Origin of the sequence: Asaia bogorensis NBRC 16594, assembly GCF_001547995.1 — a bacterium.
Lineage (GTDB): Bacteria > Pseudomonadota > Alphaproteobacteria > Acetobacterales > Acetobacteraceae > Asaia > Asaia bogorensis.
In genome coordinates this window covers 20,765-46,493 of sequence record NZ_AP014690.1, presented here as the reverse complement: position 1 = coordinate 46,493, position 25,729 = coordinate 20,765, and the positions used below count along the sequence as shown (strand labels likewise).

General features: G+C 59.5%; 24 protein-coding genes and 1 tRNA gene. 10 read left to right on the top strand and 15 right to left on the bottom strand.

The window, feature by feature from the left end; translation table 11 throughout:
• Positions 1–29 precede the first annotated feature (29 nt).
• From Asbog_RS00195 to Asbog_RS00175, 5 genes are all read right to left on the bottom strand, one after another.
• Positions 30–1,760 (bottom strand): ABC-three component system protein, encoded by a 1,731-nt coding sequence (locus Asbog_RS00195; RefSeq protein ID WP_146926403.1) that lies wholly within the window; start codon positions 1,758–1,760, stop codon positions 30–32.
• Positions 1,761–2,003, bottom strand: coding sequence for an ABC-three component system middle component 6 (locus Asbog_RS00190; RefSeq protein ID WP_062163645.1), 243 nt, complete (start codon positions 2,001–2,003; stop codon positions 1,761–1,763).
• Entirely contained in the window at positions 2,000–2,926 is a 927-nt protein-coding gene (locus tag Asbog_RS00185) for an ABC-three component system protein (protein WP_062163644.1), read from the bottom strand. Before Asbog_RS00185 ends, Asbog_RS00190 begins: the two co-directional genes overlap by 4 nt.
• A gap of 168 nt (positions 2,927–3,094) precedes the next feature.
• Positions 3,095–3,169: transfer RNA gene (locus tag Asbog_RS00180), tRNA-Thr, on the bottom strand.
• A gap of 476 nt (positions 3,170–3,645) precedes the next feature.
• Entirely contained in the window at positions 3,646–4,176 is a 531-nt protein-coding gene (locus Asbog_RS00175; RefSeq protein ID WP_231944602.1) for an SRPBCC family protein, read from the bottom strand.
• A gap of 127 nt (positions 4,177–4,303) precedes the next feature.
• Between Asbog_RS00175 and Asbog_RS00170 the strand changes: the two genes are divergently transcribed.
• On the top strand, positions 4,304–5,275 hold the full coding sequence (locus Asbog_RS00170) for a LysR family transcriptional regulator (RefSeq protein ID WP_062163643.1): 972 nt from the start codon (positions 4,304–4,306) through the stop codon (positions 5,273–5,275).
• Positions 5,276–5,332: 57 nt separating this feature from the next.
• On the opposite strand, the gene glnA is transcribed toward Asbog_RS00170, so the two are convergent.
• On the bottom strand, positions 5,333–6,820 hold the full coding sequence (gene glnA, locus Asbog_RS00165) for a type I glutamate--ammonia ligase (RefSeq protein ID WP_023978322.1): 1,488 nt from the start codon (positions 6,818–6,820) through the stop codon (positions 5,333–5,335).
• Between the two features lie 457 nt (positions 6,821–7,277).
• Between glnA and Asbog_RS00160 the strand changes: the two genes are divergently transcribed.
• Complete coding sequence (locus Asbog_RS00160; RefSeq protein WP_062163642.1) at positions 7,278–8,474, top strand: aminotransferase; 1,197 nt, start codon at positions 7,278–7,280, stop codon at positions 8,472–8,474.
• Here the strand turns inward: Asbog_RS00160 and treF are convergent.
• Positions 8,462–10,747: an alpha,alpha-trehalase TreF gene (gene treF / locus Asbog_RS00155; RefSeq protein ID WP_062163641.1), complete on the bottom strand. Its 2,286-nt coding sequence runs from the start codon at positions 10,745–10,747 to the stop codon at positions 8,462–8,464. The genes Asbog_RS00160 and treF overlap by 13 nt on opposite strands.
• A gap of 216 nt (positions 10,748–10,963) precedes the next feature.
• On the opposite strand from treF, the gene Asbog_RS00150 reads away from it, so the two are divergent.
• Together Asbog_RS00150 and tldD are read left to right on the top strand one after the other, a co-directional pair.
• Positions 10,964–12,097, top strand: a complete 1,134-nt coding sequence (locus tag Asbog_RS00150; RefSeq protein ID WP_062163640.1) for an MFS transporter — start codon at positions 10,964–10,966, stop codon at positions 12,095–12,097.
• A gap of 126 nt (positions 12,098–12,223) precedes the next feature.
• Entirely contained in the window at positions 12,224–13,687 is a 1,464-nt protein-coding gene (gene tldD / locus Asbog_RS00145; protein ID WP_062163639.1) for a metalloprotease TldD, read from the top strand.
• A gap of 87 nt (positions 13,688–13,774) precedes the next feature.
• Here the strand turns inward: tldD and Asbog_RS00140 are convergent, their stop codons facing one another.
• Together Asbog_RS00140 and Asbog_RS00135 are read right to left on the bottom strand one after the other, a co-directional pair.
• Positions 13,775–14,215 (bottom strand): hypothetical protein, encoded by a 441-nt coding sequence (locus Asbog_RS00140; protein ID WP_231944601.1) that lies wholly within the window; start codon positions 14,213–14,215, stop codon positions 13,775–13,777.
• A 55-nt stretch (positions 14,216–14,270) separates the two neighbouring features.
• Positions 14,271–14,705, bottom strand: coding sequence for a hypothetical protein (locus tag Asbog_RS00135; protein ID WP_062163638.1), 435 nt, complete (start codon positions 14,703–14,705; stop codon positions 14,271–14,273).
• A gap of 365 nt (positions 14,706–15,070) precedes the next feature.
• Between Asbog_RS00135 and Asbog_RS00130 the strand changes: the two genes are divergently transcribed.
• The 3 genes from Asbog_RS00130 to Asbog_RS00120 all read left to right on the top strand — a co-directional run bounded on the left by Asbog_RS00130 (position 15,071) and on the right by Asbog_RS00120 (position 17,669).
• Entirely contained in the window at positions 15,071–16,117 is a 1,047-nt protein-coding gene (locus tag Asbog_RS00130) for a hypothetical protein (RefSeq protein WP_062163637.1), read from the top strand.
• Positions 16,118–16,293: 176 nt separating this feature from the next.
• A complete protein-coding gene (locus Asbog_RS00125) occupies positions 16,294–16,557 on the top strand; it encodes a DksA/TraR family C4-type zinc finger protein (protein WP_062163636.1) in 264 nt (87 codons plus the stop codon).
• Entirely contained in the window at positions 16,554–17,669 is a 1,116-nt protein-coding gene (locus Asbog_RS00120; RefSeq protein WP_062163635.1) for a hypothetical protein, read from the top strand. Before Asbog_RS00125 ends, Asbog_RS00120 begins: the two co-directional genes overlap by 4 nt.
• On the opposite strand, the gene Asbog_RS00115 is transcribed toward Asbog_RS00120, so the two are convergent.
• From Asbog_RS00115 to Asbog_RS00090, 6 genes are all read right to left on the bottom strand, one after another.
• Positions 17,636–18,571 carry a 2-hydroxyacid dehydrogenase gene (locus Asbog_RS00115; protein ID WP_062163634.1) on the bottom strand — a complete coding sequence of 312 codons (936 nt, stop codon included), beginning with the start codon at positions 18,569–18,571 and terminating at the stop codon, positions 17,636–17,638. The genes Asbog_RS00120 and Asbog_RS00115 overlap by 34 nt on opposite strands.
• 136 nt (positions 18,572–18,707) lie before the next feature.
• Positions 18,708–19,523: a 2-keto-4-pentenoate hydratase gene (locus tag Asbog_RS00110; RefSeq protein WP_083510903.1), complete on the bottom strand. Its 816-nt coding sequence runs from the start codon at positions 19,521–19,523 to the stop codon at positions 18,708–18,710.
• A 150-nt stretch (positions 19,524–19,673) separates the two neighbouring features.
• Positions 19,674–20,486 carry a hypothetical protein gene (locus Asbog_RS00105; protein WP_062163632.1) on the bottom strand — a complete coding sequence of 271 codons (813 nt, stop codon included), beginning with the start codon at positions 20,484–20,486 and terminating at the stop codon, positions 19,674–19,676.
• Between the two features lie 102 nt (positions 20,487–20,588).
• A complete protein-coding gene (locus tag Asbog_RS00100; RefSeq protein ID WP_062165593.1) occupies positions 20,589–21,068 on the bottom strand; it encodes a YaiI/YqxD family protein in 480 nt (159 codons plus the stop codon).
• A 172-nt stretch (positions 21,069–21,240) separates the two neighbouring features.
• A complete protein-coding gene (locus Asbog_RS00095; RefSeq protein ID WP_062165592.1) occupies positions 21,241–22,803 on the bottom strand; it encodes a Do family serine endopeptidase in 1,563 nt (520 codons plus the stop codon).
• 107 nt (positions 22,804–22,910) lie between these two features.
• Positions 22,911–23,357 carry a nucleoside deaminase gene (locus tag Asbog_RS00090; protein ID WP_062165591.1) on the bottom strand — a complete coding sequence of 149 codons (447 nt, stop codon included), beginning with the start codon at positions 23,355–23,357 and terminating at the stop codon, positions 22,911–22,913.
• A 203-nt stretch (positions 23,358–23,560) separates the two neighbouring features.
• Here Asbog_RS00090 and Asbog_RS00085 point away from each other — a divergent pair, with 203 nt between their 5' ends.
• From Asbog_RS00085 to rsmD, 3 genes are read left to right on the top strand one after another with little or no spacing between them, the layout of a single operon-like run.
• On the top strand, positions 23,561–24,334 hold the full coding sequence (locus Asbog_RS00085; RefSeq protein WP_062165590.1) for a gamma-glutamyl-gamma-aminobutyrate hydrolase family protein: 774 nt from the start codon (positions 23,561–23,563) through the stop codon (positions 24,332–24,334).
• Positions 24,331–25,137: a pseudouridine synthase gene (locus Asbog_RS00080; RefSeq protein ID WP_051757741.1), complete on the top strand. Its 807-nt coding sequence runs from the start codon at positions 24,331–24,333 to the stop codon at positions 25,135–25,137. The genes Asbog_RS00085 and Asbog_RS00080 overlap by 4 nt, the downstream gene beginning before the upstream one ends.
• Positions 25,137–25,691, top strand: a complete 555-nt coding sequence (rsmD, locus tag Asbog_RS00075) for a 16S rRNA (guanine(966)-N(2))-methyltransferase RsmD (protein WP_062163631.1) — start codon at positions 25,137–25,139, stop codon at positions 25,689–25,691. Before Asbog_RS00080 ends, rsmD begins: the two co-directional genes overlap by 1 nt.
• The last annotated feature ends 38 nt before the right edge of the window (positions 25,692–25,729 follow it).

Genomic DNA, 25,729 nt, shown 5'->3' with positions numbered 1-25,729 from the left:
GATCGATTTTCTCTCGGCGACTTAATTATTCAATCGAATCTGAGACCAAAAAGACCGCCCGACTGGGTATCGGAAAGTTCAGTTTCAATAATACTTTCTGTGAAAGATACTCCAGACTCGCGTTCAGCACGCTCAAGTTCATCTGAATTTAATAGTGCGATGTATTGGATTCCCTCGGATTTTGCGAAATCGTCGGCGATCTGAAGCGCCCGTGCAAATTGACGACCGTCGACAGGCTCGAAGAGATGACTATCGTGTATGATGAAGCCTGGCCCTTCGCCTCGACGGCGTGCCAAAGTTGCAATTGTCAAATCAAAACAGAAAATCTCCATACTCATAACACCAGCACTCGCGTCAGCAGGTGTCGTTGGTAGGAAGCGTAGGCCCGCGTCGGTGGCCGAGATGGCAAGTGAGCCTGGCTTCTCGTAAAGTCGTTCTGAAATCTCTGAAAAAGTCGCGCTAGCCATTTCGACAACGCTTGCGCGCTCCCGTCTGTCTTGCCGCAGAGCTCGCACAGCGTCCTCTAAGTCTAGAGCAAGTTTCTCAATAGACTTTTCGATTCTCTGAGCCTCTTGGAGGCGGCCTTCGAGTTGACGCAAAGCGGCCTCTCGCTCTGAGAGTTCGTCACGGAGTTGTAGCAACTCCTCTGCCGGACCGCTTGCGCGGAGCGCAGTTATAATTTCCCGGCGCCTTGACTCGACTTCCTCTCGTGAAAGATCTCGCCCCCTGATCCGGCGCTGCGCTGCCTCAATCTCTGATTGGAGATGGCTTTGCCGGTTTCGAATCAGATATTCATGAAACTTTTGAACCTCAGAATATCTATCCGTCACTATCTCAGGAAAGATTATCCTCGCCTCGGAGAAAAGGCGTGACAAATCAGGTTTATCAATAATTCGTTCGTCTTCAAGTGTACGATTATTGATTTCGATAGATTCTGTATCGATTATATCCTGATCGGACAAATCGCGAAATGCGTTATTGAGATTGGCTAACTCAACTTCCAAATCACGGAACGCCGGCAACACGTTGAAAGTCTCTATTTGCTCACGCAGCCGATTTCGACCGATCCTCACAGCGGCGATTTGTGCTTCTAACTGAGCTTCAAGATCTGCCTTTTTGGAGCCAGCCGCAGCATTTTTATCAAGATCAGACAATGCCCGCTGAGCGTCTTTAGTCTGCCGCAACGATATCTTAATTTGATGAAGATGCCTGACCAATGAGGAGTCTAGCCCGAAAAGCTCGGCTAACGCTGTCTCTGAGGAAGCGGCTTTTTGAGCGCGAAAAGTCCGCGTAGGATTATCGAGCGCTCCATCACGTTTTCGACGCACGAAATAACTGAATAGCTGCCGAAATGTCGCGCCACCTCGTTCCCTTTTTTTTGTCAGTCCAAACCATTCTTCGCCAAGCGTCTCACACCATTTAGTATTCGTGATCAGCCTCGAGGTTCCGTCGCTGGCTTCTAAACTAATGTTCTTACCGTCCTTTACGCAGCGGGTGGCAGATAAGCGCGAGGGTCCAACATCGAGGTCGAGTGTAAATTTCCAGTCTTCGAGAGCCGTAGATGTAAGTGCGCCTTCCGCTTTACCCCCAAGTAGGAAGTGCACAATGTCAACCACACTCGATTTTCCAGCCCCATTCCGGCTACGAAGGCTACCAACTTGCGGCTCATTACTCACGCGAGTAGCAAGTAATATGTTCAGGCCTGGTTTAAACGACAAAGCCTTGAAATTTGAATGATCTGCTGAGAGACGATGGAGCACTTATTCCCTCCCAACGTTTCGTCGTAAAAGCCCGTCTTGATCGAGCCAGACCAGGCCCATCAGAAAAAGCAGGTCCACGGCTAAAATAAACCACCCATAGGCAATTGGACGAGACTGCTGCTTTGTCCGGAACTCATCCCACACTCCGGAGACCGTACACGCGCCATCAAGCCGGGCAAAAATCTGCCCGGCGATGGTGAGCAGAGCTCTATCAGGACTAATATTCTTCGTAGGAAGAATCATTTGACCTCGCTCATGGCAGGCACCTCAAAAATCTGACATGTAACGAAAAAACGGGTCACGATCGCTAGAGCGGCAGCGTCACGCTCAGATTGCCCAGTAGCTCCCCCTGCAAATTTCAGCATCTCGCTGAATATATGCTCTGGTTCATCCCCGCGCGCTACACAGTTCTCATAGTGGTTCTTAAAGCCCTCAGCCATACGTTCAGATTCCTCTGGGTCAGCCTGAGATGCTAAGTAAGCCTCGACCTTTGGCACGCCAACCTGCCCGATGGTCAAAAAACTCTCGGTCGCTGCTGACAGTTCGTTCTTCTTGACCTTGTCACTCAATGATGCCGAGAGCGGTACGGGCTTGAGTGGGTCTGCCGAGATTGCTCTTCTGATAGCAGTCAGAGCCCGCCCTAAATTATGGTAGTTTATGGTTGCCATCGCTGTTGCGTTTGGAGCCGAACCATAAAGCTCAGAGCGCGATACGCCGTCGAGCAGCTCGATCATGCCCAGAATGTCTGAGCGGTCAAATGGAGCCGCAGACACCTCCAGCTCGCGGCTGAGCTCGGCTATCTTCCTCACAATTTCAGAAGGCACCTTGTCACGATAGAGGTTGTAAACGAACTTCCATTCTTTAAGTTCTTGACCCCAGTGTTCTTTGGCGCCCTTGAGATCCTGGTCTATCTTGAGAAGTGCTGCACCAACATTGGCTTGCCCATATCTAGGGCCATAACATTGATACACTGTCCCGGTGGAGTGGCGAAACCCGTCACACTTCAAGTCACCGCGCTTTCCCATCGGGATAGTCGCCGTGAAGTCTGTTTTCCATAGCCGTTTGGCAATGGTCTGAAAGCGATGTTCAAACGCGTCGCCATCCAGTTCACAGAACTCGCGCTCGGCGTTTAATTTCTGCCAGACCCAGTTGATGTCAACCATCATTCCTGCCCACCTCTGATGAGCAGATCATAACGCCTTACGGAATGATTGCACGCTTGAAGGTCAAGAAAGGCTAGCGTCTTATCCGGCTTTTTATCCGACATGCCACGCGTCGTGCTCGATTCGTTCGCACAATACGCTTTTCCAGAATGCTTGCTATATAAGGATTTCTGGTGCCGGGTGAGGGATTTGAACCCCCGACCTTCGGTTTACAAAACCGCTGCACTACCACTGTGCTAACCCGGCATGGCGCATGAACGGGTTGCTTTTCGTCGCTAATCGCAGATTCGTCAAGATCTTTCCCGCGTAACGATGATGACGAACTGCGCAGCCCCTCGCCTCTCGGCGGCACGTTGGCTTGTGCAGGGTCATTCCGTTCGATGCGTGTGGGGGCTTGAGAACAAGGCAAACTTGAGCCCGATATGTATCTCGATGCTAGCACAAGCGGCCTTTCTCCGGTCCCCACATGCCGGTTCCATACGCGCATGGTCGGAACGTATCCAACCGCGGAGGGTACAGCCGCACACGATCCGGACGCGAGCACCGCAACGCTCTCAGCTCTCGGCGGAACCGTTATGCCCCTCAGCGCGGCAACGCCCGGAACTGAACAGGCATCAGACTTGCCGAAAGATCGACCACGCTGCCAAACCACCGCCGGGCATCTCTCGGGCCTATCTCAACCCCGCCATTGGTGATTGGCAGCCTTGGCCTGGATACTGATGTCAGAAAGAGGCCTGCGCTTGTCTTATCAGCCCATCCAGCCAGTCCTGATGGCCATTGAGCATCGGGTTGGGCCGGGTCGTGGCCAATGCCTTGGCGGGTGCCCCGTTCTGGGTCTCCTGCGTCAGGACACGCAGACGGTTGCCAGTCAGCATCTCGACAAGCCAGGCATGATGCACGTCAAGCCGCGTCTCGGTGCCCTTCTCTCCCGCCCAGCCATGCCAAGCCAATCTGCCGGGTCTGCCGTGTTCGGGTGCCACATATTCCGTGACGCGGGCCTCAACAGGGAAACCGAAGGTTTCGAAGGCAAAGTGACATCCTGCCGATAATTGCGGGCCATCGCCGTTGTGAATACGCGGGTTGGCGGCGTTCGCGTAGTAGCGGGGCCATTCATCCGGATGGGTCAGAAGTGCCCACACGCTGAGCAACGGCACGTCAGCCACGATGCACTCATTGGAAACGAAATTATCCGCCAGGCCGGGTAGGTACCCCTCAGGCCAGAGAATGGCGTTCATCACAGGATAGGGGGTCATTGCGGCATCTCCTCTTCACTGCTCCCTGAACTGTCAGATTTGTTCCATAACGAAAAATCATGATTGATAATCCGATCCATCACTTGATGTAATGAATCGAACATCCTTCGTGGAGGGAAAAGCTCTTATGGACAGGCTCGGAAGGCTCGATCTCACACAGCTGCGTGCACTCGACCTGCTCGTCACCACACAAAGCGTCACCCGTACCGCATCCCTCATGAGCGTCACACAACCTGCCATAAGCAATATGCTTGCCCGGCTGCGTGAGACCTTTGACGATCCGCTCCTCGTGCGTCAGGGGCGGTCACTCGTCTGCACACCCCGCGCGCTCGCCCTGGCCCAGCCATTACGTGCGATACTGACGCAGCTCGATAGTCTGGCAGAGCCTGTCGTTTTCGATCCGGCAACCGCCTCTCTTACCTTGTCTGTTGCCGCCACCGATTATGCAATCCACACGGTTCTCCTCCCCTTCATCGCCCGATTGCGGGACGTGGCGCCGGGCATACGCATTGCCCTGCATGACCTGAATGGGGAGACAGCGCAGGACCATCTTGAACGTGGAGTTCTCGACTGGGCGTTGCTTGCCAGCGAAGCCTGCACGCCGGCGCTCCATGCGCAAAAGCTTTTTCACGAGACATGGCTCTGTGCGACCCGTCTCGGGCATCCCGCCCTCTCCGGAGGCATGACACTCGACCGGTTCTGCAAGGCTGATCATGTGGTGGTATCGCCAGACGGAGGCGGCTTCGAGGCCATGACCGACGCTGCGCTGCGCCGTTTGAGCCTGAAACGCCACGTGGCCGTTTCGACCTCGGGCTTCCTCATGGTGCCTGATCTTCTGACCCGCACAGATCTTGTCGCTGTGCTGCCCTCACGCCTTCTGGCGACACGTCATGATCTGACGGTTTTCGCGCCACCTGCGCCGCTCGTCCTGCCGGGGTTTGACAAATATCTTGTCTGGGGAGAGCGCACCCATGTGGATCCTGCCCACCGCGCCTTGCGTAAGCTGCTATCCGATACGTGCCATGACCTGGCACTTCCCTCTCCCAACCAGCACGACCACAGCCTGACAACCGAAATCATGCCAACCCACGCGGGGTGAGAGAAACGGTGCAGACATAAAAAAAGCCCGGCGCGAAGGCCGGGCTTTTTCCTCGGATCAGACCGAGTAGTACATTTCGAACTCGGCCGGGTGCGGCGTGTGCTCGAACTTGTAGACTTCTTTCCACTTCAGCTCGATGTAGCTCTCGATCTGGTCCTTGGTGAAGACATCGCCTTCGAGCAGGAACGCGAAATCGGCTTCGAGGGCCTGAAGGGCTTCACGGAGCGAACCGCAGACCGTCGGGATCTGGGCCAGCTCTTCCTTCGGCAGTTCGTACAGGTCCTTGTCCATGGCTTCGCCCGGATGGATCTTGTTACGGATGCCGTCGAGGCCAGCCATCAGCATGGCGGCGAAGGCAAGGTAGGGGTTGGCGGTCGGATCCGGGAAACGGACCTCGATACGCTTTGCCTTCGGGCCCACCGAGTACGGAATACGGCACGAGGCCGAACGGTTGGCAGCCGAGTAAGCGAGCAGGACGGGGGCTTCAAAGCCCGGGATCAGACGCTTGTAGGAGTTGGTCGACGGGTTGGTGAAGGCGTTCAGCGCCTTGGCATGCTTGATGATGCCGCCAATGTAGAACAGCGCATCTTCCGACAGGCCAGCATACTGGTCACCTGCAAAAAGCGGCTTGCCATCGCGCCAGATCGACTGATGCACATGCATGCCCGAGCCATTATCGCCAGCGATGGGCTTCGGCATGAAGGTGGCCGTCTTGCCATAGGAATGGGCGACGTTGTGCACGCAGTACTTGTAGATCTGCATGAAGTCGGCCGACTGCACCAGCGTGGCAAACTTCGTGCCCAGCTCGTGCTGCGACTGTGCCACTTCGTGGTGGTGCTTTTCGATCGGAAGGCCCATCTCACCCATGGTGGAGAGCATCTCGGCGCGCAGGTCGCCTTCGCTATCGACCGGAGCAACCGGGAAGTAACCGCCCTTGACCACCGGACGATGGCCCATATTGCCTTCCGGGTAGTCCTTCATCGAGGCGTCAGGGCCTTCGATGCTGTCGAGCTGATACGTGCCGTAGTTCGGGCCCGTGCCGAACTTGACGTTGTCGAAAATGAAGAACTCGGCTTCAGGACCGAAGAAGGCGGTGTCACCCAGGCCTGTGGTCTTCAGATAGGCTTCAGCAGCCTTGGCCGTCGCGCGCGGGTCGCGGGCATAGAAATTGCCGGTGCGGGGCTCGACGATATCGCAGATCAGGATCAGCTGCGGCTTGGCCGAGAACGGATCCATGACGGCTGTGGTCGGGTCAGGCAGGAGCACCATGTCGGATTCGTTGATGGCCTTCCAGCCAGCAATCGACGAACCATCGAACATGAAGCCTTCAACGAAGGTGTCTTCCTCGATGGTGGTGTGCCACTGGGTCGTGTGGTGCCACTTGCCCTTCGGGTCGGTGAAGCGCAGGTCAACCAGCTCGACGGAGTGTTCCTGCATCAGCTCGAAAACGCGCTTTACAGCGGCGCTGTCCGGCTTGCCCGGCTTGGGCGCTGCAATCGTGGAGGACGCAGCCTTGGACGCCGCGGCTGGAGCTTTTTTCGCCATTTGTCAACTACCTGTTTCTGCCTCAAGGGGCCGCACTGATCGGCTGCAAAACGATTAGGACAGGATTCGCGAACTGTCGAGTATTCCAAAGGTTTTTTACGCGTCTGACATAACGAAAAAGACCCTCTTCGAACCCCATCCGCCCCCCCATATCCCTTTCCGGAAGCAAAACGACGCATGACTGACCAACAAAAATAGCATATCGGAGCGTTTCGCTCCCTTATCGTTGTTTTTTTCTGCCTCGCACGCGACTGTGATGTGCCTTGACCGGTGGAGTCCCGGTTTCAACCGGGCTGACAGCCGGCAGGACTGCGAGGCCACGCCCCTTTCACACGACCGGAACCGTGTCAGGCCGCCATCGACACCATGAAGGTGCGACAGCATGCGGGATCGGGCCGATTTTACACCCCGCATTAAGCCGGTATCATGCCCTGTCCCTTTCCAGCGCAGGCCCGGCATGAAAAAACCAAACGCCTTTCTCAGCTCTTTGCCAACCACCATTTTCACCACCATGTCCCAGCTTGCCGCTGCACATGGGGCGGTGAATCTGGGGCAGGGCTTTCCCGATACGGAAGGCCCCGCTGCGCTGATTGATGCGGCTGCGGAGGCGCTGAAAGACCAGCGCAACCAGTATGCTCCCCTGACCGGCCTGCCCGAACTGCGTGAGGCAGTGGCAAGGGCCAATGCCCGTGACTATGGCCTGCAGGTCGATCCGGCGCAGGAAGTGATTGTGACCTCCGGCGCCACGGAGGCGCTTGCCGTCAGCATGATGGCACTCATCGAGCCGGGTGATGAGGTCGTGCTGATCGAGCCGCTTTACGACACCTATCTGCCCATGCTGCGTATGCTTGGTGCCGTGCCACGCTGTGTGCGGGTGGAAGCCCCTGACTGGCACCTGCCTGAAGCCGATTTGCGGGCTGCCTTTTCGGCCAGAACGAAGCTCGTTCTGCTTAACTCGCCCATGAACCCCAGCGGCAAGGTCTTCACCACGGACGAGCTCGATCTTATCGCCTCGCTTGTGCTCGAGCATGATTGCTATGCCCTGTGCGACGAGGTTTACGAGCATCTGACATTCGGGGTGAAACATATCCCGCTCATGACACGGCCCGGCATGCGCGAACGCGCCATTCGCATTGGCAGCGCGGGAAAGAGCTTCTCGGTGACCGGGTGGAAAATCGGTTACATTACTGCCTGCCCTGATCTTGCCGCCGTCATTGCAAAGGCTCATCAGATCGTCGCGTTTTCCAGCGCACCGAACCTTCAGCGCGCTGTCGCGAAGGGGCTGGATCTGGGAGAGGCGTTCTTCACCGAACTATCCGACAGCCTGCGGGCGCGACGCGACCTGTTTGCCAATGGGCTTCATGCGCTCGGCTTTCCTACCCTGCCCGCTGACGGCAGTTATTTCGTCGTTGCCGACATTACCGCCCATGCCCGTAGACGCGATGACGTGACGTTCTGCCGCGATCTCGTGACCGAGGCCGGAGTCGCCGCTATCCCGGTCTCGGCATTTTATGACCCCGAGGGTGCCCCCCCACCGCGCCACCTGATACGCTTTGCGTTCTGCAAGACAGACGCCGTGCTTCACGAAGCGCTCAGGCGTCTGGCTCTTTGCTACACACCGACCCCACACGGAGAACTTGCTCAGGAAGGCTGATAGGCGGTCATCTTGCGGGTCGGCACACGCTGATCGAGCGGGGTGGGTTCCACACCGCTTGCCCTGTTGCCCGCCCCACTGCCCGCAGCACCATCCGGTGCTTCCCCGGGCTTCGTTGCCGGGTTGGCTGCGGTCCCGTCAGTAGAGGCCGCCTTGGGTGCGACCTGCTGCGCGTCACTATTTATGGTGCTCGCATGAGCGGTTTTCTCCTGAGCACCCGTATCGACATCCCCTGCCGGTTTCGCAGGGGCCATCACTGGATCATTGGCCTCCGGACCAACCGCGCTATAGGGGTCACTTGGGGGCAGAACATCAATCGGTGGTTGGCTCGAAAGCGGGTTACGCTGAAGTATCTTGCTCGTATCACCAGGATAGCGACGCATCAGCCCAAGCAAGGTGCCATTGGTCCAGCCAAAGCCGATCTGCATGGGATACTCCCCCCCACCCTTGCCTCCGGTGGCACTGATTGTCGGGGATTCGACATCGTATTTCTCGAGCAGCACACCTGATTTTTCATAGGTGCCGATCACACGCGCCATCCAGCGCCGAGCAATGGTTTCAGCCAGTTCCGTATCGCCGTAGTTGTTGAGCCCCTTGATGGCCATCCACTCCTCAGGTGCCCAGCCATTCGGTGCGTCCCATTGCTGCCCGCTCTCATGGTCAGTCGCCATGATGCCACCGGGCCGCAGAAGCTTGTCCCTGATCGTTTCCGCAACCGCCATTGCCTGATCCTGCGAGGCAATACGCAGGAAAAGGGGCATGGCCGTTGCCGCTGAGAGCACATCGGTCAGGCGACCCTTGCGCCAGTCATAGTCGTAAAAGGCCTGACGATCATCGTCCCAGAACACACGCCGCATGACGGCAACACGCTCATCGGCGCGCTGACCATAAAGCCTGGCCAGCTTGCGTTGCCCTGTCAGGGCGTAGGCGTGTTCGAGTGTCTGCTCCAGATGCACCATCAGGGCGTTCACCTCGATGGGTGCCAGATCGGTCGTATGAATGGTCGCCAGCGTATGGCCATCGGCGAGCCAGCGTGACGAGAAATCCCAACCGGTTTCCGACCCGGCCCGCAGATCACGATAGACATCCGCAGGCGCGCGCGATGGCGCGCGGGCAGCCGTTGCAACGTCTTCAGGATAGCTCTCATCACGGGGCGTATCGAGATCATCCCAGTGGCGCAGCAGCAGGGTTCCGTCATGCAGGCGCACGACATGGCGATAGGCCTGCCCCGGCTTGAGCGTGTCCGCCCCTTCCATCCAGTAGGCGTACTCTTTCTGCAATTGGGGAAGGTAGCGTTTATAGGCCCCCTGCCCGTCATGCTGCGCCAGAAGATCGACCATCAGCGAGAAGAAAGGCGGCTCTGAACGGCTGAGATAATAGGTGCGTGTGCCATTGGGAATATGGTCATAGCGATCGATCAGTGATGCCATATCGCCGATCATCCCGCGCAGCAGATCCCACTGCCCGGTCTCATACAGACCGATCATGGTGAAATACGTGTCCCAGTAATACAGCTCCGAAAAACGCCCCCCGGGCACCACATAGGGATGAGGCAATGGCAAGAGCGAGGAGTAGGACATGGGCTTGTCAGGCTGACGTGTCAGAACGCCCCACATGCCTTGGATATAATCATAGATGTTCTCATCCGCCTTACGTCGGTAGGACACGTCACGCCTGATCGGCGGCGAGAAATGCTGCTGATAGAAATCGCGCAGATTGAAATCCGGATGATGCCGCTGCGTTTCCCAGTCGTTCAGGAGATCGGCTGGGGCCTCGTCCGGGCGCGAATCAGCGACATTCTTGAAGTCGGGCGCCAGATGCGCACCGCCGATGGCAGCAAAAAGCCCACCCAGCGCGATGGACGGCGAACGCAGATCCTGCGGCACGGAGGCGACATGCAGCGACTGTGCGGCTTCGCTTGCTACGGTCACGCGGTGGGAAGGGGCCTGCGAGCCCGTGCTCTCGGGCTGCGTCGCTGGTGACGCAACCGGGGGACCACTCGCTTTGCTCGCATTATCCGGATTTTGGGTTTCTTTTTCCGTGCCCGTTGCATCGATATGCGCTGGAGTCTGGGGATTCATTGCGCTGGAGGCAGACGCCTTGGCTCCGGCGCTATTGTCCTGAGCCTGCGCCCAACCTCCGCCCAGAACGAGCAGGGACACACCCAGACAAAGCAGTTTCGACGCCGATAATTTACGCTGACGCGTCCATTGCCCAGCGTTTCCGGGCTGGCGTTGTGGCGAGAAAGCAAGGGAATGGCCCGACTGCGTCATGAACTCTCCTTAAGCGCGGTTCTTCAGGGAACACGATCCTTCAGGGGCTGGTTTGCCTTCTCCGTATCAGGCTCCCGGCCTGACCGGGCAGCAGGCTCTTCACGATCTCGCCCGGACGGCATGGCATTGTTTTGTCATGCGCACCCGCGCTGTCCGATGGCATTGGAGAGCCCTGTTGAGACATGGACGATGCATGCCACTGAAGGACGGGTTTTGATGATGAACAGGCCAGAGCTGAAGAGGTTGCAAAACAGCACACGAACCGTCTTCTTTCTGACGGGGGCCATATTTGCCCTTTGGTCATGCCTTGTCCCCGTCGTGAAACATCATGCAGGGCTCAATGATGGCAGCCTGGGCCTGCTTCTGCTTTGCCTCGGTTGCGGGTCCGTACTGGGCATGCCTCTTGCCGGATTATGGGTGGGTCGCTGGGGCTGTCGTCCCGTCGCCCTTGGCGGGTTGGGCCTTGCCGGCGCGGTACTGCTGCCCCTGTCATGGCTGAGTTTTCTGCCGGGGCTGGCATTGGGCATTTTCCTGCTGGGCGTCGGGCTCGGAGCGGTGGAAACAGCCATCAACATCCAGGCTGTCGAGGTCGAGCAGCGCAGCGACACGCCCCTGCTTTCGGGGTTTCATGCCTGGTTCAGCATTGGAGGGGCCGCAGGCGCTGCGGCTTCTCCTGTGCTCACCCTGACCGGTATGCCGCTCTGGTCCATCATCATGTCAGGACAGATCCTTGTGTTTGTTCTGGCCCTTCGTGTGTGGCCCGGACTACTGCATCAGCCCGAACCGGGCGGTGGCGAAGGTTTCGCGCTGCCCCGTGGGCTGGTCTGGGTGCTGGGACTCCTGACGGGCATTGCCTTTCTGGCCGAGGGCGCGGTGCTCGACTGGGGGGCTGTGTTTCTGCAGGGGCGACCCTCGTTCGGCATACAGCCGGGCTGGGGCTACGCCGTGTTTGCGACGGCCATGACCCTTGGGCGACTGAGTGGCGACCGCGTCATTGCACTATGCGGGCGTCCGCTCATCATGGGTCTGGGCGGGCTCTGCGCGGGGAGCGGATTTGCGCTGGTCGTGATGGCCCCTGATGCCCCGCTCGCACTGGCGGGGTTCTTCCTGATCGGGCTTGGCTGCGCCAATATCGTGCCTGTGCTTTACAATTGCGCCGGGCGACAGCGGGTCATGAAAGCCTCGACCGCCGTCGCAGCCATCACCACCCTAGGCTATGCCGGGATTCTGGCCGGACCGGCCCTTGTGGGTGCGGTCGCTCATGCCACCAGCCTCTCCAGCGCTTTCCTCATGCTGGCCGCCCTGATGATCGTTGTGGCCGGATTCTGTCGTCTGGCCCGCCAGAGCTGACGCTACCAACCTGACACCACCAACCCGGCCATCGAGGATGTTTTTTATTCCTCTGTCGGGTTTCCCCTCGCATTTGAAGGGCGGAGAGGCCATGTGTCTGGGTTCAAGAAGGAGCTTTTGGGAATCATGACCTCTCACGCCGACGCCACGCCCCTTTCTGCCCTTGCTGTGACCGATCGCCTGTTTTTCGAACGGGCAGACAGCACCCTGACGCGGGATGAGGCGGAGAAAATCGTCAGCCGGTCGCTTGAGGGCATCGAGGATGGCGAGCTCTTCCTCGAATATCGCGAAAGCGAGTCCATTGTGCTCGATGACGGCGTTATACGTTCCGCCAGCTTCGATACGTCATCGGGGTTCGGTCTGCGTTCCGTCATCGGTCCCGAAACCGGCTTTGCGCATTCCGACGAGATCAGCAAAAGCGCCTTGGAACGTGCCGTAGGTGCGGTCTCGGTCGTGCGTCAGGGGCGCAGCGGCACCCTTGCCGCGCCGCCGCAGGCCACGAACCGCCGTCTTTACGCGCCCGAGAGCCCCCTGAGCGATACGGATTTTGCCGCACGCGCCGCCGTACTAGGTGAGATTGACACCTATGCGCGTGGTCTCGGGCCCGAAGTGGTGCAGGTCTCGGCCAGCATCGCGACAGAGTGGCAAGCGGTACAGATCATGCGCGATTCAGGCTTTCGCACCGCCGATCTGCGCCCCCTCGTCAGGCTCAATGTGTCCGTGGTGCTTGAGCGCAATGGACGTCGCGAGAGCGGCAGCCGCGGTATGGGCGGACGCTACAGCCTGTCACGCCTGCTGGGGCGCGAAACATGGCAGGAAGCGGTGGACGAAGCGGTACGCCGCGCCAAGGTAAGTCTTGAGGCAGGCCCGGCACCCGCTGGCGAAATGGATGTCGTGCTCGGCCCGGGCTGGCCCGGCATCCTGCTGCATGAAGCGGTTGGGCACGGGCTGGAGGGTGATTTCAACCGCAAGGGCACGTCGAGCTTCAGCAATATGGTCGGCAAGCGCGTGGCCGCCCCCGGCGTGACCGTGGTGGATGACGGAACGCTGGCTGAAGGGCGCGGCTCGCTGACTATCGATGATGAGGGCACTCCCTCGGGTCGCACGGTCATGATCGAGGATGGCATCCTGCGCGGCTTCATTCAGGACCGGTTGAATGCCCGACTGATGGGCGTGGCACCGACCGGAAACGGGCGTCGCCAATCCTATGCCCATGCGCCGCTGCCACGCATGACCAACACCCTCATGCTGGGCGGTGATGCCACAATAGAAGAGATGATCCGCTCGACCAGAAAGGGCCTCTATGCGGTCGATTTCGGTGGCGGGCAGGTGGACATCACTTCGGGAAAATTCGTCTTTGCCATGTCGGAGGCCTATCTGATCGAGGAGGGCAAGGTGACACGCCCCGTCAAGGGCGCAACCCTGATCGGCAACGGATTCGATGCCATGAACAAGATTTCCATGATCGGTCAGGACGTGGCGCTGGACCCCGGTATCGGCACATGTGGCAAGGCAGGTCAGGGCGTGCCCGTGGGTGTGGGTCAGCCCACACTGAGACTGGCCGGGCTGACAGTTGGCGGAACAGCCTGACAAAAGCCTTTGGCAGGTATGCACCCCTCGTGTTCTCCCGCCCCGCCTGATTGCAGGCGAGGCGGGAACGCTCTGAGGGGCGTTGGTTCAGTCCTTCCGGCGGCGTGTGGCGCCAAAAGCCATACCCGTCACCATGGCCGCATAAACCAGCGCCATATCCTGCTTTGAAAAGACCAGTTCCCAGCCGGGGGTGAAACGCTTCGGGGTTGCCTTGTAGTCAATCAGGGCTGAAACCGGACCAAGAGCCAGCGTCACCAACAACGCCCTGAACAGGCCCGGCTGTTTTCCAAGGGCCCGATCGTACAGCACGGCCCAGAACAGCACGGCTGCCACATTGGTGGCGGCACCGGTGCCGGAATGAATCAGATCCACCTCGTCACACGAGGCGGCATCATCTCCCTTCAACCAGTGAGCGGTGCAATTGACCCCTCTGACCGCCCTGCCGGTTCTGGCCTTGCCAAGTGCCAGAAGTGCTGCATTGCAGGCAAGGGAGCCGTAAAGCGTGATGGCAGGCAGACGAGAGCGCATGAGCATCAGTCCTTGAAAACCGTCGAATATCGGGATTTTTCGGTCCTCTGACCGTTCAATAGAGGATAAGGCAGATTGCCCCACCAATAATCCCCATCACCCAGAACGTTGAAATAACGATCTGATGCCGTATGGCGCGCAGCGCCAGCATGCGCATCAGGGGATCGAGCCGATAGGGCAGAGGGCGAGAGGTGTAAGGTGAACGGGGGGCATGTCTGTCCTCCATGTCGGCAGTGGGACTCAGCCTGTCCTCAGCGCGGACCAGAACGGATAGGCACCATTGCTCTCGCAGCCTGTCCAGTTCACTGCGTCGATAGAGGCGCTTGGAGCGGATTGTCAGCACACCCGGGCCACAGCGGAAGAAATGCAACGTTCTGAACAGACCATGCGTGAGCCCAAGATGGGCTGCTGCCTGAACTGAATCGAGCAGTTCCTGCTTTGGAAGCGCCCTGACCACCGAAGCGTCATTCCCCTGATCGAGACGTTCCACGCTCTTCCCTCCCTCTCAGCGTCGTGAACGAAAGCCAAGGAGACGGGTTCGGCTTATTTCCGGCGCCGTGACAAGTCGCGCTCCTCAACGCGGCGGTCCATAGGAACCAGAGAGGAGACCTGCCGAACATACGAGCCAAACCGCGGTGAGAAGAACGCAGCAGCCGGAACCATATGGGCGCTCAATGACCCGGCCGGGTCCAACGCCGCATTGTCATGCGGCTCGATGATCCCGCACGACAATGTGGCTTGCCCGGGAAGCGCCTCCGGACAGAGGATTGGCACAGATGCACTGATCCACTTGCCGTTGTCAGATCTGTCGACGGCCTGGATCAGCGATCGCAGCAGCGAGGACGATAGGCAGCGATGAAATGGGTTCTATCTGCTTTTTTCTGCGCAATACTCAGCCTGCTTGTTTTGACAAGCCATCCCCGTGCCCAGCCTGACTCATGTATTCTGGGCGCATTCACCCTGCCGATTCTTGGTGGGCCGGGCGACGCGCCTGTTCTCCCGGCAACGATGCAGGGGAAACCTGTCGCTCTCTATTACTCGACAACCGTCGATGGGCTTTATGGCGGCGATATCGCGGCTTACGGCGGTCGTGACACCGGCACACATACGACGATTGTGCAGGATGGTGCGCAAATCAGCGATGCCCCCCTCATGAAGACTGGCGAGCTCGAGCTCGGCACACTCGATCTGGGAACAGTTTCCATGGTCAGGTTGCCGCAATTCCCCACGCGCTCCGTCGGTTTGCGCCAGGTGATTGGGGTGATCGGCGCACATCAATTCGATGGTCTGGCGGTCCTTATGGACATTCCGCATAGCGCGTTCGCATTTATTCGCTTCAGTAAGGACAAATCCTGCGAAGGGGCTGCCGCAAGATTTCTCGGCCCCGGTGAAACGCATCTGCCGCTCGACGCAGAGCATCGCGCGCAGATTACCCTGCACGGGGTAAGGCGGTCTCTGGCACTGGACCCAAACGCAGCATTCAACACCCTGCCTGCCACCTGGATGACGACACCTGACATGAAGAAGGATCGCAGCGTTTCGGGCAAGTGGCCTGCGCCACCATCCCCCCGTGATGAAACGATCACCCTGCCGGTAATTCCCGAAATCGCCGGGACAGCTTTTCATCTGCAGGGCAGCGCAGGCTCCGGTTCATCCGGTGACGACAGCGGGGGCGTTCTTGGGCAAGTATTCTTCGAGCACCACGTCGTTCTTTTCGATTATCCAAACCATGTGGTCCACTTCCTGCCCTCACGTCATCAGAGATCAGGGAAAGGAAGCGCGCTGCGCTTTCCTCATACTCTGAGAAACGAAGGGAAGGACCTCATGATCCGTCCCCCTTCAGGGACATGGCCGCTCACACCCATGTATTCTGGTGCAGGGATCCAACCCGGCCTGAATTGAGCAGATACCAACCAGAGGGCACATGATGGCCTTGTGACCTCTATCGAGGCATGGCCCAGCAAACGACACGGGGCTGCACGCGTGCTGAAAGCCTGAAAGGCTCATTGTGCACGGGCCTTGAGAGCGGGAGATAGAATACCAACATCTGTCTTGTTCAGAATAAAAGGATCAGGCTGATGGCAACGGGTTGGGCTCCCGATGGAGCCGTTCAGGATCAGATCGATGATACGATTGCCGATGCGGTAAGCCGTGCACGTGCGGCCATGCCGCATGGCGAGAGCTGCGCCGAATGTGTGAATTGCGGAGAGGACATTCCGGCTGCTCGGCAAAAGGCACTGCCGGGTGTGCGGCTTTGCATCGATTGCCAGTCCGAGCGCGACAGAAGGCCGGTTTTTACAGGAATCAATCGCCGCGGAAGCAAGGACAGCCAGCTCAGATGAGCGTGGCAGGCGCCATACTGCATTCACTGGCGCGGTGTTCCTTCATTCGTCATGTAACGCGTGGGACCTTCTGCCTTGTCCTCCCGATCTGCGTTGTCTCTTGCCTTGCCGGAGAGGCTTTAGCCCAAGGGCAACCGGCACCGCCCGATTGCATCGAAGGCGCGGTCACCTTGCCGCTTCTGGGTGGATCGGGCGATTCACCGATCATCCCTGCCACGCTGAATGGCCGCCCCATCGCTCTGTATTTCTCTCATGGCTTCGACAAGCTTTATGTCGGGAATATGGACGGGTTCGACACTTACGACACCCACCGATCCGGCATGATCACGACAAACGGGATCTACACTGACCCTCAGCCCATCATTCAGGCAGGACAGCTGGCCATAGGCCCCCTCGACATGGGAACGCCGGACATGATCCAGCTTGAGGATTATCCAACCCAGATGATCGGCTCACGGCCTTTGATCGGGGTGATTGGGCGCGAGGCTTTCTCACACCTCGCCGTGCTGGTGGATATGCCCCATAGCGCCTTCGCACTGATCCGGTTCAGCCGTGATGCGGCGTGCCGCTCCGCGCCCGCCGCTCTGATCGGCGCTGGGGCACAGGCCCTGCCTTTACATGGAAAAGGGCTGATTCCGGTCAGCATTGATGGTGTGGCCCGTGATTTCGTGCTCGATGCCGATACACCGATCACGACGATACCGGCGATATGGCTCGACCCGGTAAAGGACGATCCTGCCGACCCGGCAGGAAATTCCGGCGTTGCGCTTTACGGCACCATTCACTCGCACCTCAAGCGCACAGCCGTGAAGTCGATGCGTATGGGGGCGATATCACTCGATCACATGTCGGTCTATGCTCAGGACGATCTCGGCATGGGGTTGCTCGGAACCGATTTCTTCCAGAATCACATCGTCCTTTTTGATGATCCGGATGACCGGGTCTATCTGCTGCCCAGCGCGTCGCAGCCCAAAAAACCGGGAGAAAACCTCCATTTCGACCGGTTTCGCACCGGTCGAACGAGCGTGGAGGATCTCTCAGGCAGGGCTCGCCGTATCGATCGTAAAAACCGGGCCGGTCAGAGCACAGGCGTCAGAAGCGGCTTGCCCTGAAAGAATGCGGCAAGGTTGTCGAACACCAGACGCCCCATGGCGTGGCGCGTCTCGACGGTCGAACTCGCGCGATGGGCCTGAAGCACCACGTTATCCAGTTCCCAGAATGCTTCATCCATCCTGGGCTCCTGCTCGAAAACATCCAGCCCGGCACCGCGAATGGCTCCGGTCTGCAAGGCCTCGAGCAATGCGGCCTCATCCACCACGCTACCGCGTGCCACATTGATGAGGAAGCCGGTCGGCCCAAGCGCCTCAAGCATCTCACGATCAATCATATGGAAAGAGCGCGCGCCGCCCGAGACACACAGCACCAGCACATCGGCCCATTCGGTCAGAACGCGCAAATCCGGATAGAACGGGTATTGGGGTGTGTCACTCTGCTCGCGCGAGCTGAAATAGGCGATGGTCATGTCAAAGGCGGCAGCGCGCTTGGCCACGGCCTTGCCGATGGCCCCAAACCCGGCAATGCCCAGCTTGCGCCCCTTGAGCGTCCATGAATTCGGTACGGTCTCATGGCCCCAGCGCCCGGCGCGGACGAAACGATCACTTGTCGTGATGCCCCGCATCGTATCGAGCATCAGACCCATGGCCATATCGGCAACATCTTCAGTCAGCACACCCTGTGCCGTGGCCAGACGGATCTGTCGGCGGCGGCATTCATCCAGGTCGATCCTGTCGTAACCCACGCCATTGACCGAAATGACTTTAAGATTGGGCAGGGCATCCATGATGGCGCGTGGCAGGCCACTGCCACCACCGGTTGTCACACCCTCTATCCGCCCTGCCAGCGGCCCGAGCGCCTCCAGCGTGGTGAACTGATGCAGATGAAAAGGCGACCCAAGCTGCTCGTTGAAGCTGGCAGGCATCGGGTCGATCATCAGAATATCTGTCTTGGTGGCCATGATACGTCCGTCATGCGGGTTGCAGATCCTGCAACCCTAGGAAGAACCCGACCACTTTGTGCATCACCTTGGCGTGACGCAAAGAAGACGCCGATGATGAGTCCACACGTGGCCGGTGTGATCCATGCCAACGCGCTCAGCTGCGAAAAGGCGCACCGATGCGGGTTTCGACCGGGAAAAGCCCTTCGAAGGCGACACAGATTTCGGCCGGATCTTCAAGAAACAGCGTGCCCATGGTCGAGCCTGTCGTGACCACATCGCCAGCCTTGAGCGGGCGTCCGCGTTCGATAGCGTGATTGGCCAGCCAGGTGAGAAGACGAAGCGGGTCGCCCGCCTTGTTGCCGCCTCTCTGATCGTAGCGCTTCTCGCCATTCACCAGCATGGTCATGGGCAGGGTGGTTGGTGTGAAGTCGCGCCACTCGGTAACGCCACGCCCGACCACCAGCACGCCATGGCTGCCCTGATCGGCCAGATGCGACAGATTGTGCTGTGTATCGGGCGCAACGAAACGCGTATCGAGCAGCTCGATGGCAGTATGGATGGCGCCAATGGCGTCGGCCACCTCTTCCACTGTCCAAGGCGTATCACGCGCAGGCAGATCTTTCGCGAAGGAATAGGCAATCTCTGCCTCAACGCCATGAAAGCGGCAGAAGGACGGAGAAAGATCATGCCCGCTTTCGAACACCGTTGCCCGGTGCAGCGGTGCACATGCCGGAGTCGCCGTGGGTGTGGCTGCGCCCACCTTCCATCCCACGATCTCCCCCTTGCCCGACGCGCTCAATGCGCGTGCCACAACGTCCTGCACCGCATAGGCGGCCTTGGGATTGATGGGAACGATGGTCTCGGGGACGGTATGCAGCGGCTTGTTTGTGCGCCGGGCATCGAGAAGGAGCGAGGCCAGATGTTCATCCGGCGCTGTTTCCCGGGCGGTATCCTGTATCGAAGCGGTCATGAAATCGGTCATTTCCAGAACAAGGTCGTCAGCAAGATGGCATGGGTCATCATGCACCATCCTTCCGTTCAGCCAGCCGAATGGGGGGCAATCTGACCACAGGATCAAGATGACACAAATGTAAGAATTTGGCCATCTTTGGTTTTGAGTTCATGAAGGCCCGAAAAGATTGCCTGCCCCGGTCTGTTCGGGTCGGTCGAGCGCGAGGGCCTGAAAAAAGCGCAGATCGAAGCTGCGGGAGACGACATGGTGCGCTGCAGCAATCAGGGTCGCGACCACAAGACATCCCGCTATCAGATACGTGCCAGGGGGAGAACTGGCGGTGATTTTCTCCACCAGAACGGTCGCCAGAGCAAAAGGGATGGCCATAACGACATTCCAGAACACGTAGCTCCAGACATGCCCTTTCATCGCCTCGAAGCTGCGCCTGATCCGAAAACCTGCATGCCCGCTTTCCCACGCCACATAGCTCATCATGAGGCAGCGCACGATCAGCCAGATCCAGAAAGCGCCCAGCAGACACAGGAAAAGCATACTCCCTGCCTTCGCCGAAAAACCCGCGTTTCCGTTGACATAATCACTGAGGCTGGAGGCCGCCAGCAGGGTCAGTACTGTCGGAAGGCCCTGAACGATCACGTTGACGCCCAGTGACTGCAATGCGCCCCGGTCCAGCCGCCAAAGGGCGACACCTTGCCAGGGTGTCAGACTGGCCCGGGTAACGGTGAGCGTCAGAAACCACATCGCGATCGTGTCGAGCCCCCCCAGCATCAACGGCTCGAAACGCGCCGAGACGCCATGACCTGATATCCCGTCCGGCCAGTTCATCTGTCTGATCGCCGCAAACAGACAACTTGCGATGATCAGACCGCCTGATAGCGTCAGGACATCCGTGCGGTTGAGGAAGCCCAGTCGGAAACTCTCGCGCATGAGTCGGCCAGCGTCCGAAAAGGAGATCTTTTTCATTCCCGCAGATCCTGTTTCTGAAGGGCCCGGTAACGGGGAGAGGGAGTCACGAACGAGGATCGCTCAGCGCTTTTTCACGAGGGAGATAATCTCGCTCAGACACTAACCGGGCGGCAGGGTCATGGGGCGCAGGCGCGGTTTGCGCGCCTTGTTGACCAGCGTATCCAGTGCGGAGAGGAAACGCGAGCGGTCGGCCTTGCCAAAAGCAGCACCACCCGGCGTCATCATCCCTGCCGAACGCAGATCGGTCATGAGGTTACGCATGGCCAGTGCCATGCCGATGGCATCGGCATCGAGCACACGCCCCTTGGGGTCAAGAACATGCACGCCTTTTTCGACACAACGTGCGGCGAGCGGGATATCGGCGGTGATCACGATATCATTCTCGACGGAACGCTCGGCAATCCAGTCATCGGCCACATCAGGGCCGGCCTCAACCACCACACGTTCGATCAGGGGGGAGTCAGGCAGGGCAATCATTCGATTGGCCACAACCAGCGTATGCAGGCCATAGCGCCCGGCCACGCGATAGACCTCGTCCTTGACCGGACAGGCATCGGAATCAATGAAGATACGGGTCATGCCGCTACTGTGCCGCAGCCCGGTCATCGTCGCAAATCCTGCGCGACCGGCCTTGACCCTGCCGCTATGAAAAAAGGGGCAAGGTTTGCTTACCCCACCCCCTTTTCAGTTTCTCACAGCCTCACGAGGGCTGTTTTCCCCATGCCGCTCAGGCATGGAGCGTCTGACGCACTCAGTTGCCGTCATCATTGCTATCATCATCGCTATCGCTTCCGCCGGGAGCGATGGCAATGAAGATCTGCTGACCATCGCGCAGCACGCGCAGCAGAACGGGCTGCTTGTTCTTGAGCACACCACGCACGGCGGTCAGCACAGCGCGGGGGTTGTCGACGGCCGTGTTGCCAACACCCTGAATGATGTCACCCGGACGCACACCAGCCTGTTCGGCAGGTGAACCAGGGACAATCTGGCTGATCACCGCCCCCTTGACGGTGTCATCCACACCGAGCTGCTGGCGCATGTCACGCGAAAGCGGAGCGAGGGAAATACCGATCTTGCCGCCATTGGTCTGGCCGTTATCGTCTCCGGCGCTGGAATCCGCTCCCTCACCATCCTTGGGCATATTGCCAATCTTGGCGGTGATGGTCTGGCTCTTGCCGTCACGCAGGATGGTCAGCGTCGCATCCGTGCCGGGTTTCATCGAGACGGTATGCACGACCAGATCGTGAACGCTCTTGATCTTGGCCCCGTTCAGCGCCGTTACGACGTCACCACTCTTCAGGCCAGCCTTGTCGGCCGGGCCGCCCTTGGTGACCTGCGCCACAAGAGCCCCTTCAGGCGGCGCCCCCGGCTCGCTCGGCTTCAGGCCGAGAGCCTGCGCCAACGTGGGCGAAATGCGCTGCATCAGCACACCCAGATAGCCACGCGTGACGTGACCGGAGGTGCGGAGCTGGTCCACCACACTCTTGACCGTGTTGGACGGAATGGCAAAGCCAATGCCGATCGACCCGCCTGAGGGCGAGATGATGGCCGCGTTCACACCAATCACCTTGCCGTTCTGGCTGAAAAGCGGACCACCCGAGTTGCCATGATTGATTGGCGCATCGATCTGGATGAAATCGTCATACGGTCCGGCATTCAGATCGCGACCGCGCGCCGAGACGATACCCGCCGTGACCGTGCCACCGAGACCGAACGGGTTACCCACGGCCACGACCCACTCACCGGGCTGCACATTGTCTGAATCGCCCAGCTCGATGAAAGGCAGCTTGCCGTTGGGCTTGATCTTGAGCAGGGCCACATCGGTCTTGGGGTCACGACCCACGATCTTGGCAGGCAGGGTCGTGCCATCGTCCAGCGTGACCGAAACCTTTGTGGCACCGTTCACCACGTGGTTGTTCGTGACGATATAACCATCATTGGAGATGATGAAGCCCGAGCCGCGGGCCTCGACAGTGCGACGGGGCTGCTGCTGCTGCGGCATCATCTGGAACGGGAAGGGGAACGGGAAGGGCATGCCCTGCGGCATCTGCTGGCCGCCACCGCCGCCGCCTTCTTCCTGCTCGGCCACATCGGCGCGGATGTGGGAAGTGATGGAAACGACAGCAGGCTTCACCTGCTTCACCAGATTGACGAAATTCGGCAGCGTCTGAAGCTGGGTCTGGGGCGTGATCGGCCCTTCTGCCCAGGCGGGAGACGAGGCACCAACCCCGATGGACAGCGCAGTGGCTGCAACCAGAGCCAGTGAACGGAATTTGCGTGAAGGCGTCAAACGAACAGGCATGGCGTCAGTCATGATCTTTCCAGCTTTGGCACCATCAGGGTGCGGTGTGATCAAGAGAACTTATGAACCGACCTTCGGTTCGTCCAGAATAGGGGCGCGTAAAAACGTGGTAATCCGTTTCAGGACGCGCGCGATTCCCGCAATGTCATGAAAAACTTCTTCAGCAATTCAGCATTTTCGTGCTCGCGTACCCCGCCAATCACTTCAGGCCGATGCAGACAGGCCGGTTGCTCAAAAATGCGTGGTCCGTGATCGACCCCGCCCCCCTTCGGGTCGTAGGCACCATAAATCACCCGTCCAAGGCGAAAATGCGTCATGGCGCTTGCACACATGGGGCAGGGCTCCAGCGTCACGACCAGGGTGCATGAAGCGAGCGACCGCGACCCAAGCACCCGCGCCGCTTCCCTCATTGCGAGAATTTCCGCGTGGGCACTGGGGTCGACCCTTTGCTCAACCTCATTCGAGGCACAGGCCAGAACCTGTCCATCTGCCCCAAGTACGATCGCACCCACAGGCACCTCCCCCCGCAAGGCCGCTTCGCGGGCGGCCTCGAGAGCACAGCTCATGGCCTCGGACGGGTCCAGACACGGCGGGGCGATGCCATCGTCACGCCTGTCAGGGGGGGCGCTTTTATCCCCCGTCCGGGTGAGAGAGGAGGGATGATGACTGTTCTTCTGCCTCATGCCGGATGACCCCCCTCCCATCGTTCGTCGTGCTATCCTGCACGCCTGCCTTCTGTTTGCCGGAAAACCCTGCTTACATCCACCTCATGACACGCGCGCCCCTCATCGGCCTCACCCTCGATATCGAGCCGGGTGGCCCACAGGATTTTTCCCGCTGGCCCTATCATGCCCTGCGGCAAAACTATTTCGATGCCATCCGCAACGCAGGCGGCCTGCCGGTGGGGCTGCCCCACGAGCCTGATCTGGCGCAGGCCTATATGGAGCGTCTGGACGGGCTGGTTGTCACCGGAGGCGCATTCGATCCCGACCCTGCACTCTATGGTGAGGCCCTGCATCCGCAGACGACCCTCAAACCGGGGCGCACGAACGCCGAACTGGCGTACATTGCAGCCGCCCGCCGTCTTACCCTGCCGGTACTAGGCATCTGTGGCGGCATGCAACTGATGGCCATTGCCTGGGGTGGGACACTGCACCAGCATCTTCCCGATCATGTACCGGGGCCTATTGCCCATGAACAGCCGAACCCGCGCGACGAAGCCGGTCACGATGTGATCCTCGTTCCCGGGTCACGTCTGGCCCACTACACCGGGTGCACAACCATGCGGGTCAATTCCTCCCATCATCAGGGCGTGCGCGACCCCGGGGGCCTATTGGTAAGTGCCCATGCCCCTGATGGCCTGATTGAGGCCATCGAGGCCCCCTACACCGGCAACGACGCCGACAACGACACTGGCAACGGAATTTTTTATCTGGGGGTGCAGTGGCATCCGGAATTCGCTATCGATCCGGGTGACGCGCGTCTATTGGCTGGTTTCATCGACGCGGCCCGACACGCGACACCACAGGACAGACGAGCATGACCGAAGAACAGAAGGGCGAACGCATCGCCAAATGGATGGCCCGCGCAGGTGTGGGCAGTCGACGCGACATCGAACGCATGATCGAGGCCGGTCGCATCCGCATGAACGGCTCTTCGGTCGAGCATCCCGCCACCTTCGTACAGGATGGCGACATCATTCAGCTTGATGGCAAGGTGATCGGGGGCAAGGAACACACCCGTGTCTGGCGCTATCACAAGCCGGACGGGCTCATGACCACCCATCGTGACCCGCAGGGACGACCCACCGTGTTCGACTCCCTGCCTGAGGGCATGCCGCGCGTCGTCAGCGTCGGGCGTCTGGACATCAATTCCGAAGGGCTGCTTCTGCTCACCAATGACGGTGAGCTTGCCCGCCGCCTTGAGCTGCCTTCCAATGCTTGGATACGCCGCTACCGCGTGCGCGTGTTCGGCGTTGTGGACGAGCGCAAGCTGGCTGCTCTGGCTCATGGCTCGGAATTCGATGGTGTGCGCTATGGTCCCATTGAAGCCGGTCTGGACTCGCAGAAGGGCGATAACGCCTGGCTGACCGTCAGCCTTCAGGAAGGCAAGAACCGTGAAATCCGGCGCGTCATGATGGGTCTCAACCTGCATGTCAGCCGTCTGATCCGCGTCTCCTATGGCCCCTTCCAGCTTGGCACGCTGCAAAAACGCGAGATTGAAGAGGTGCAGGGCAAGATCCTGCGCGAGCAGATCCCCGGCCTTGCAGCGGCCCCACGTCGCGTGCGCCGGGTGGTCAGGGATACGACCCCCGACACGACCAGCCCGGATGCCGAAGAAGAATAATGCGTATCGTCGGCGGTGAACGCAAAGGCGTCGCCCTTCAGGCGCCACGGGGCGAGACCACCCGCCCCACTTCCGATCGCGCCCGTCAGGCCGTGTTCGACATGCTGGCCCACGCCCCCTGGTCCGGTTCGGACTTCCTGAGCAGCGCCCATGTGCTCGATGCCTTTGCGGGCACTGGCGCGCTGGGGCTCGAAGCCCTGTCACGCGGGGCAGCTTCCGCCGTTTTCATGGAGCAGGACCGCAGCGCCCGCGCCGTGATTTCGGCCAATATCCGCGCCTGCCGCTTCGAGGACCGCGACCTGTCCGTGCTGACCTGCGATGTTACGCGAGCGCCACGCGCGCCGCGCCCCTGCACGCTCGTCTTTCTGGACCCGCCTTATGGCAAGGACCTTGTCCCGTCTGCCCTCAAGGCTCTGGCCCGCTCTGGCTGGATTGCCCCTGAAGCCATTATCGTGGCTGAAACCGCAGTGAAGGACGAACTCGCCATCGACCTTCCCCTGTTGACCGAACGGCGCTTTGGTGTGGCCCAGGTCAGGATCTGGCGTGCATCCTGACGCCGGCCCTTCTGGCAGGGCTTTACCCGCTCACTACG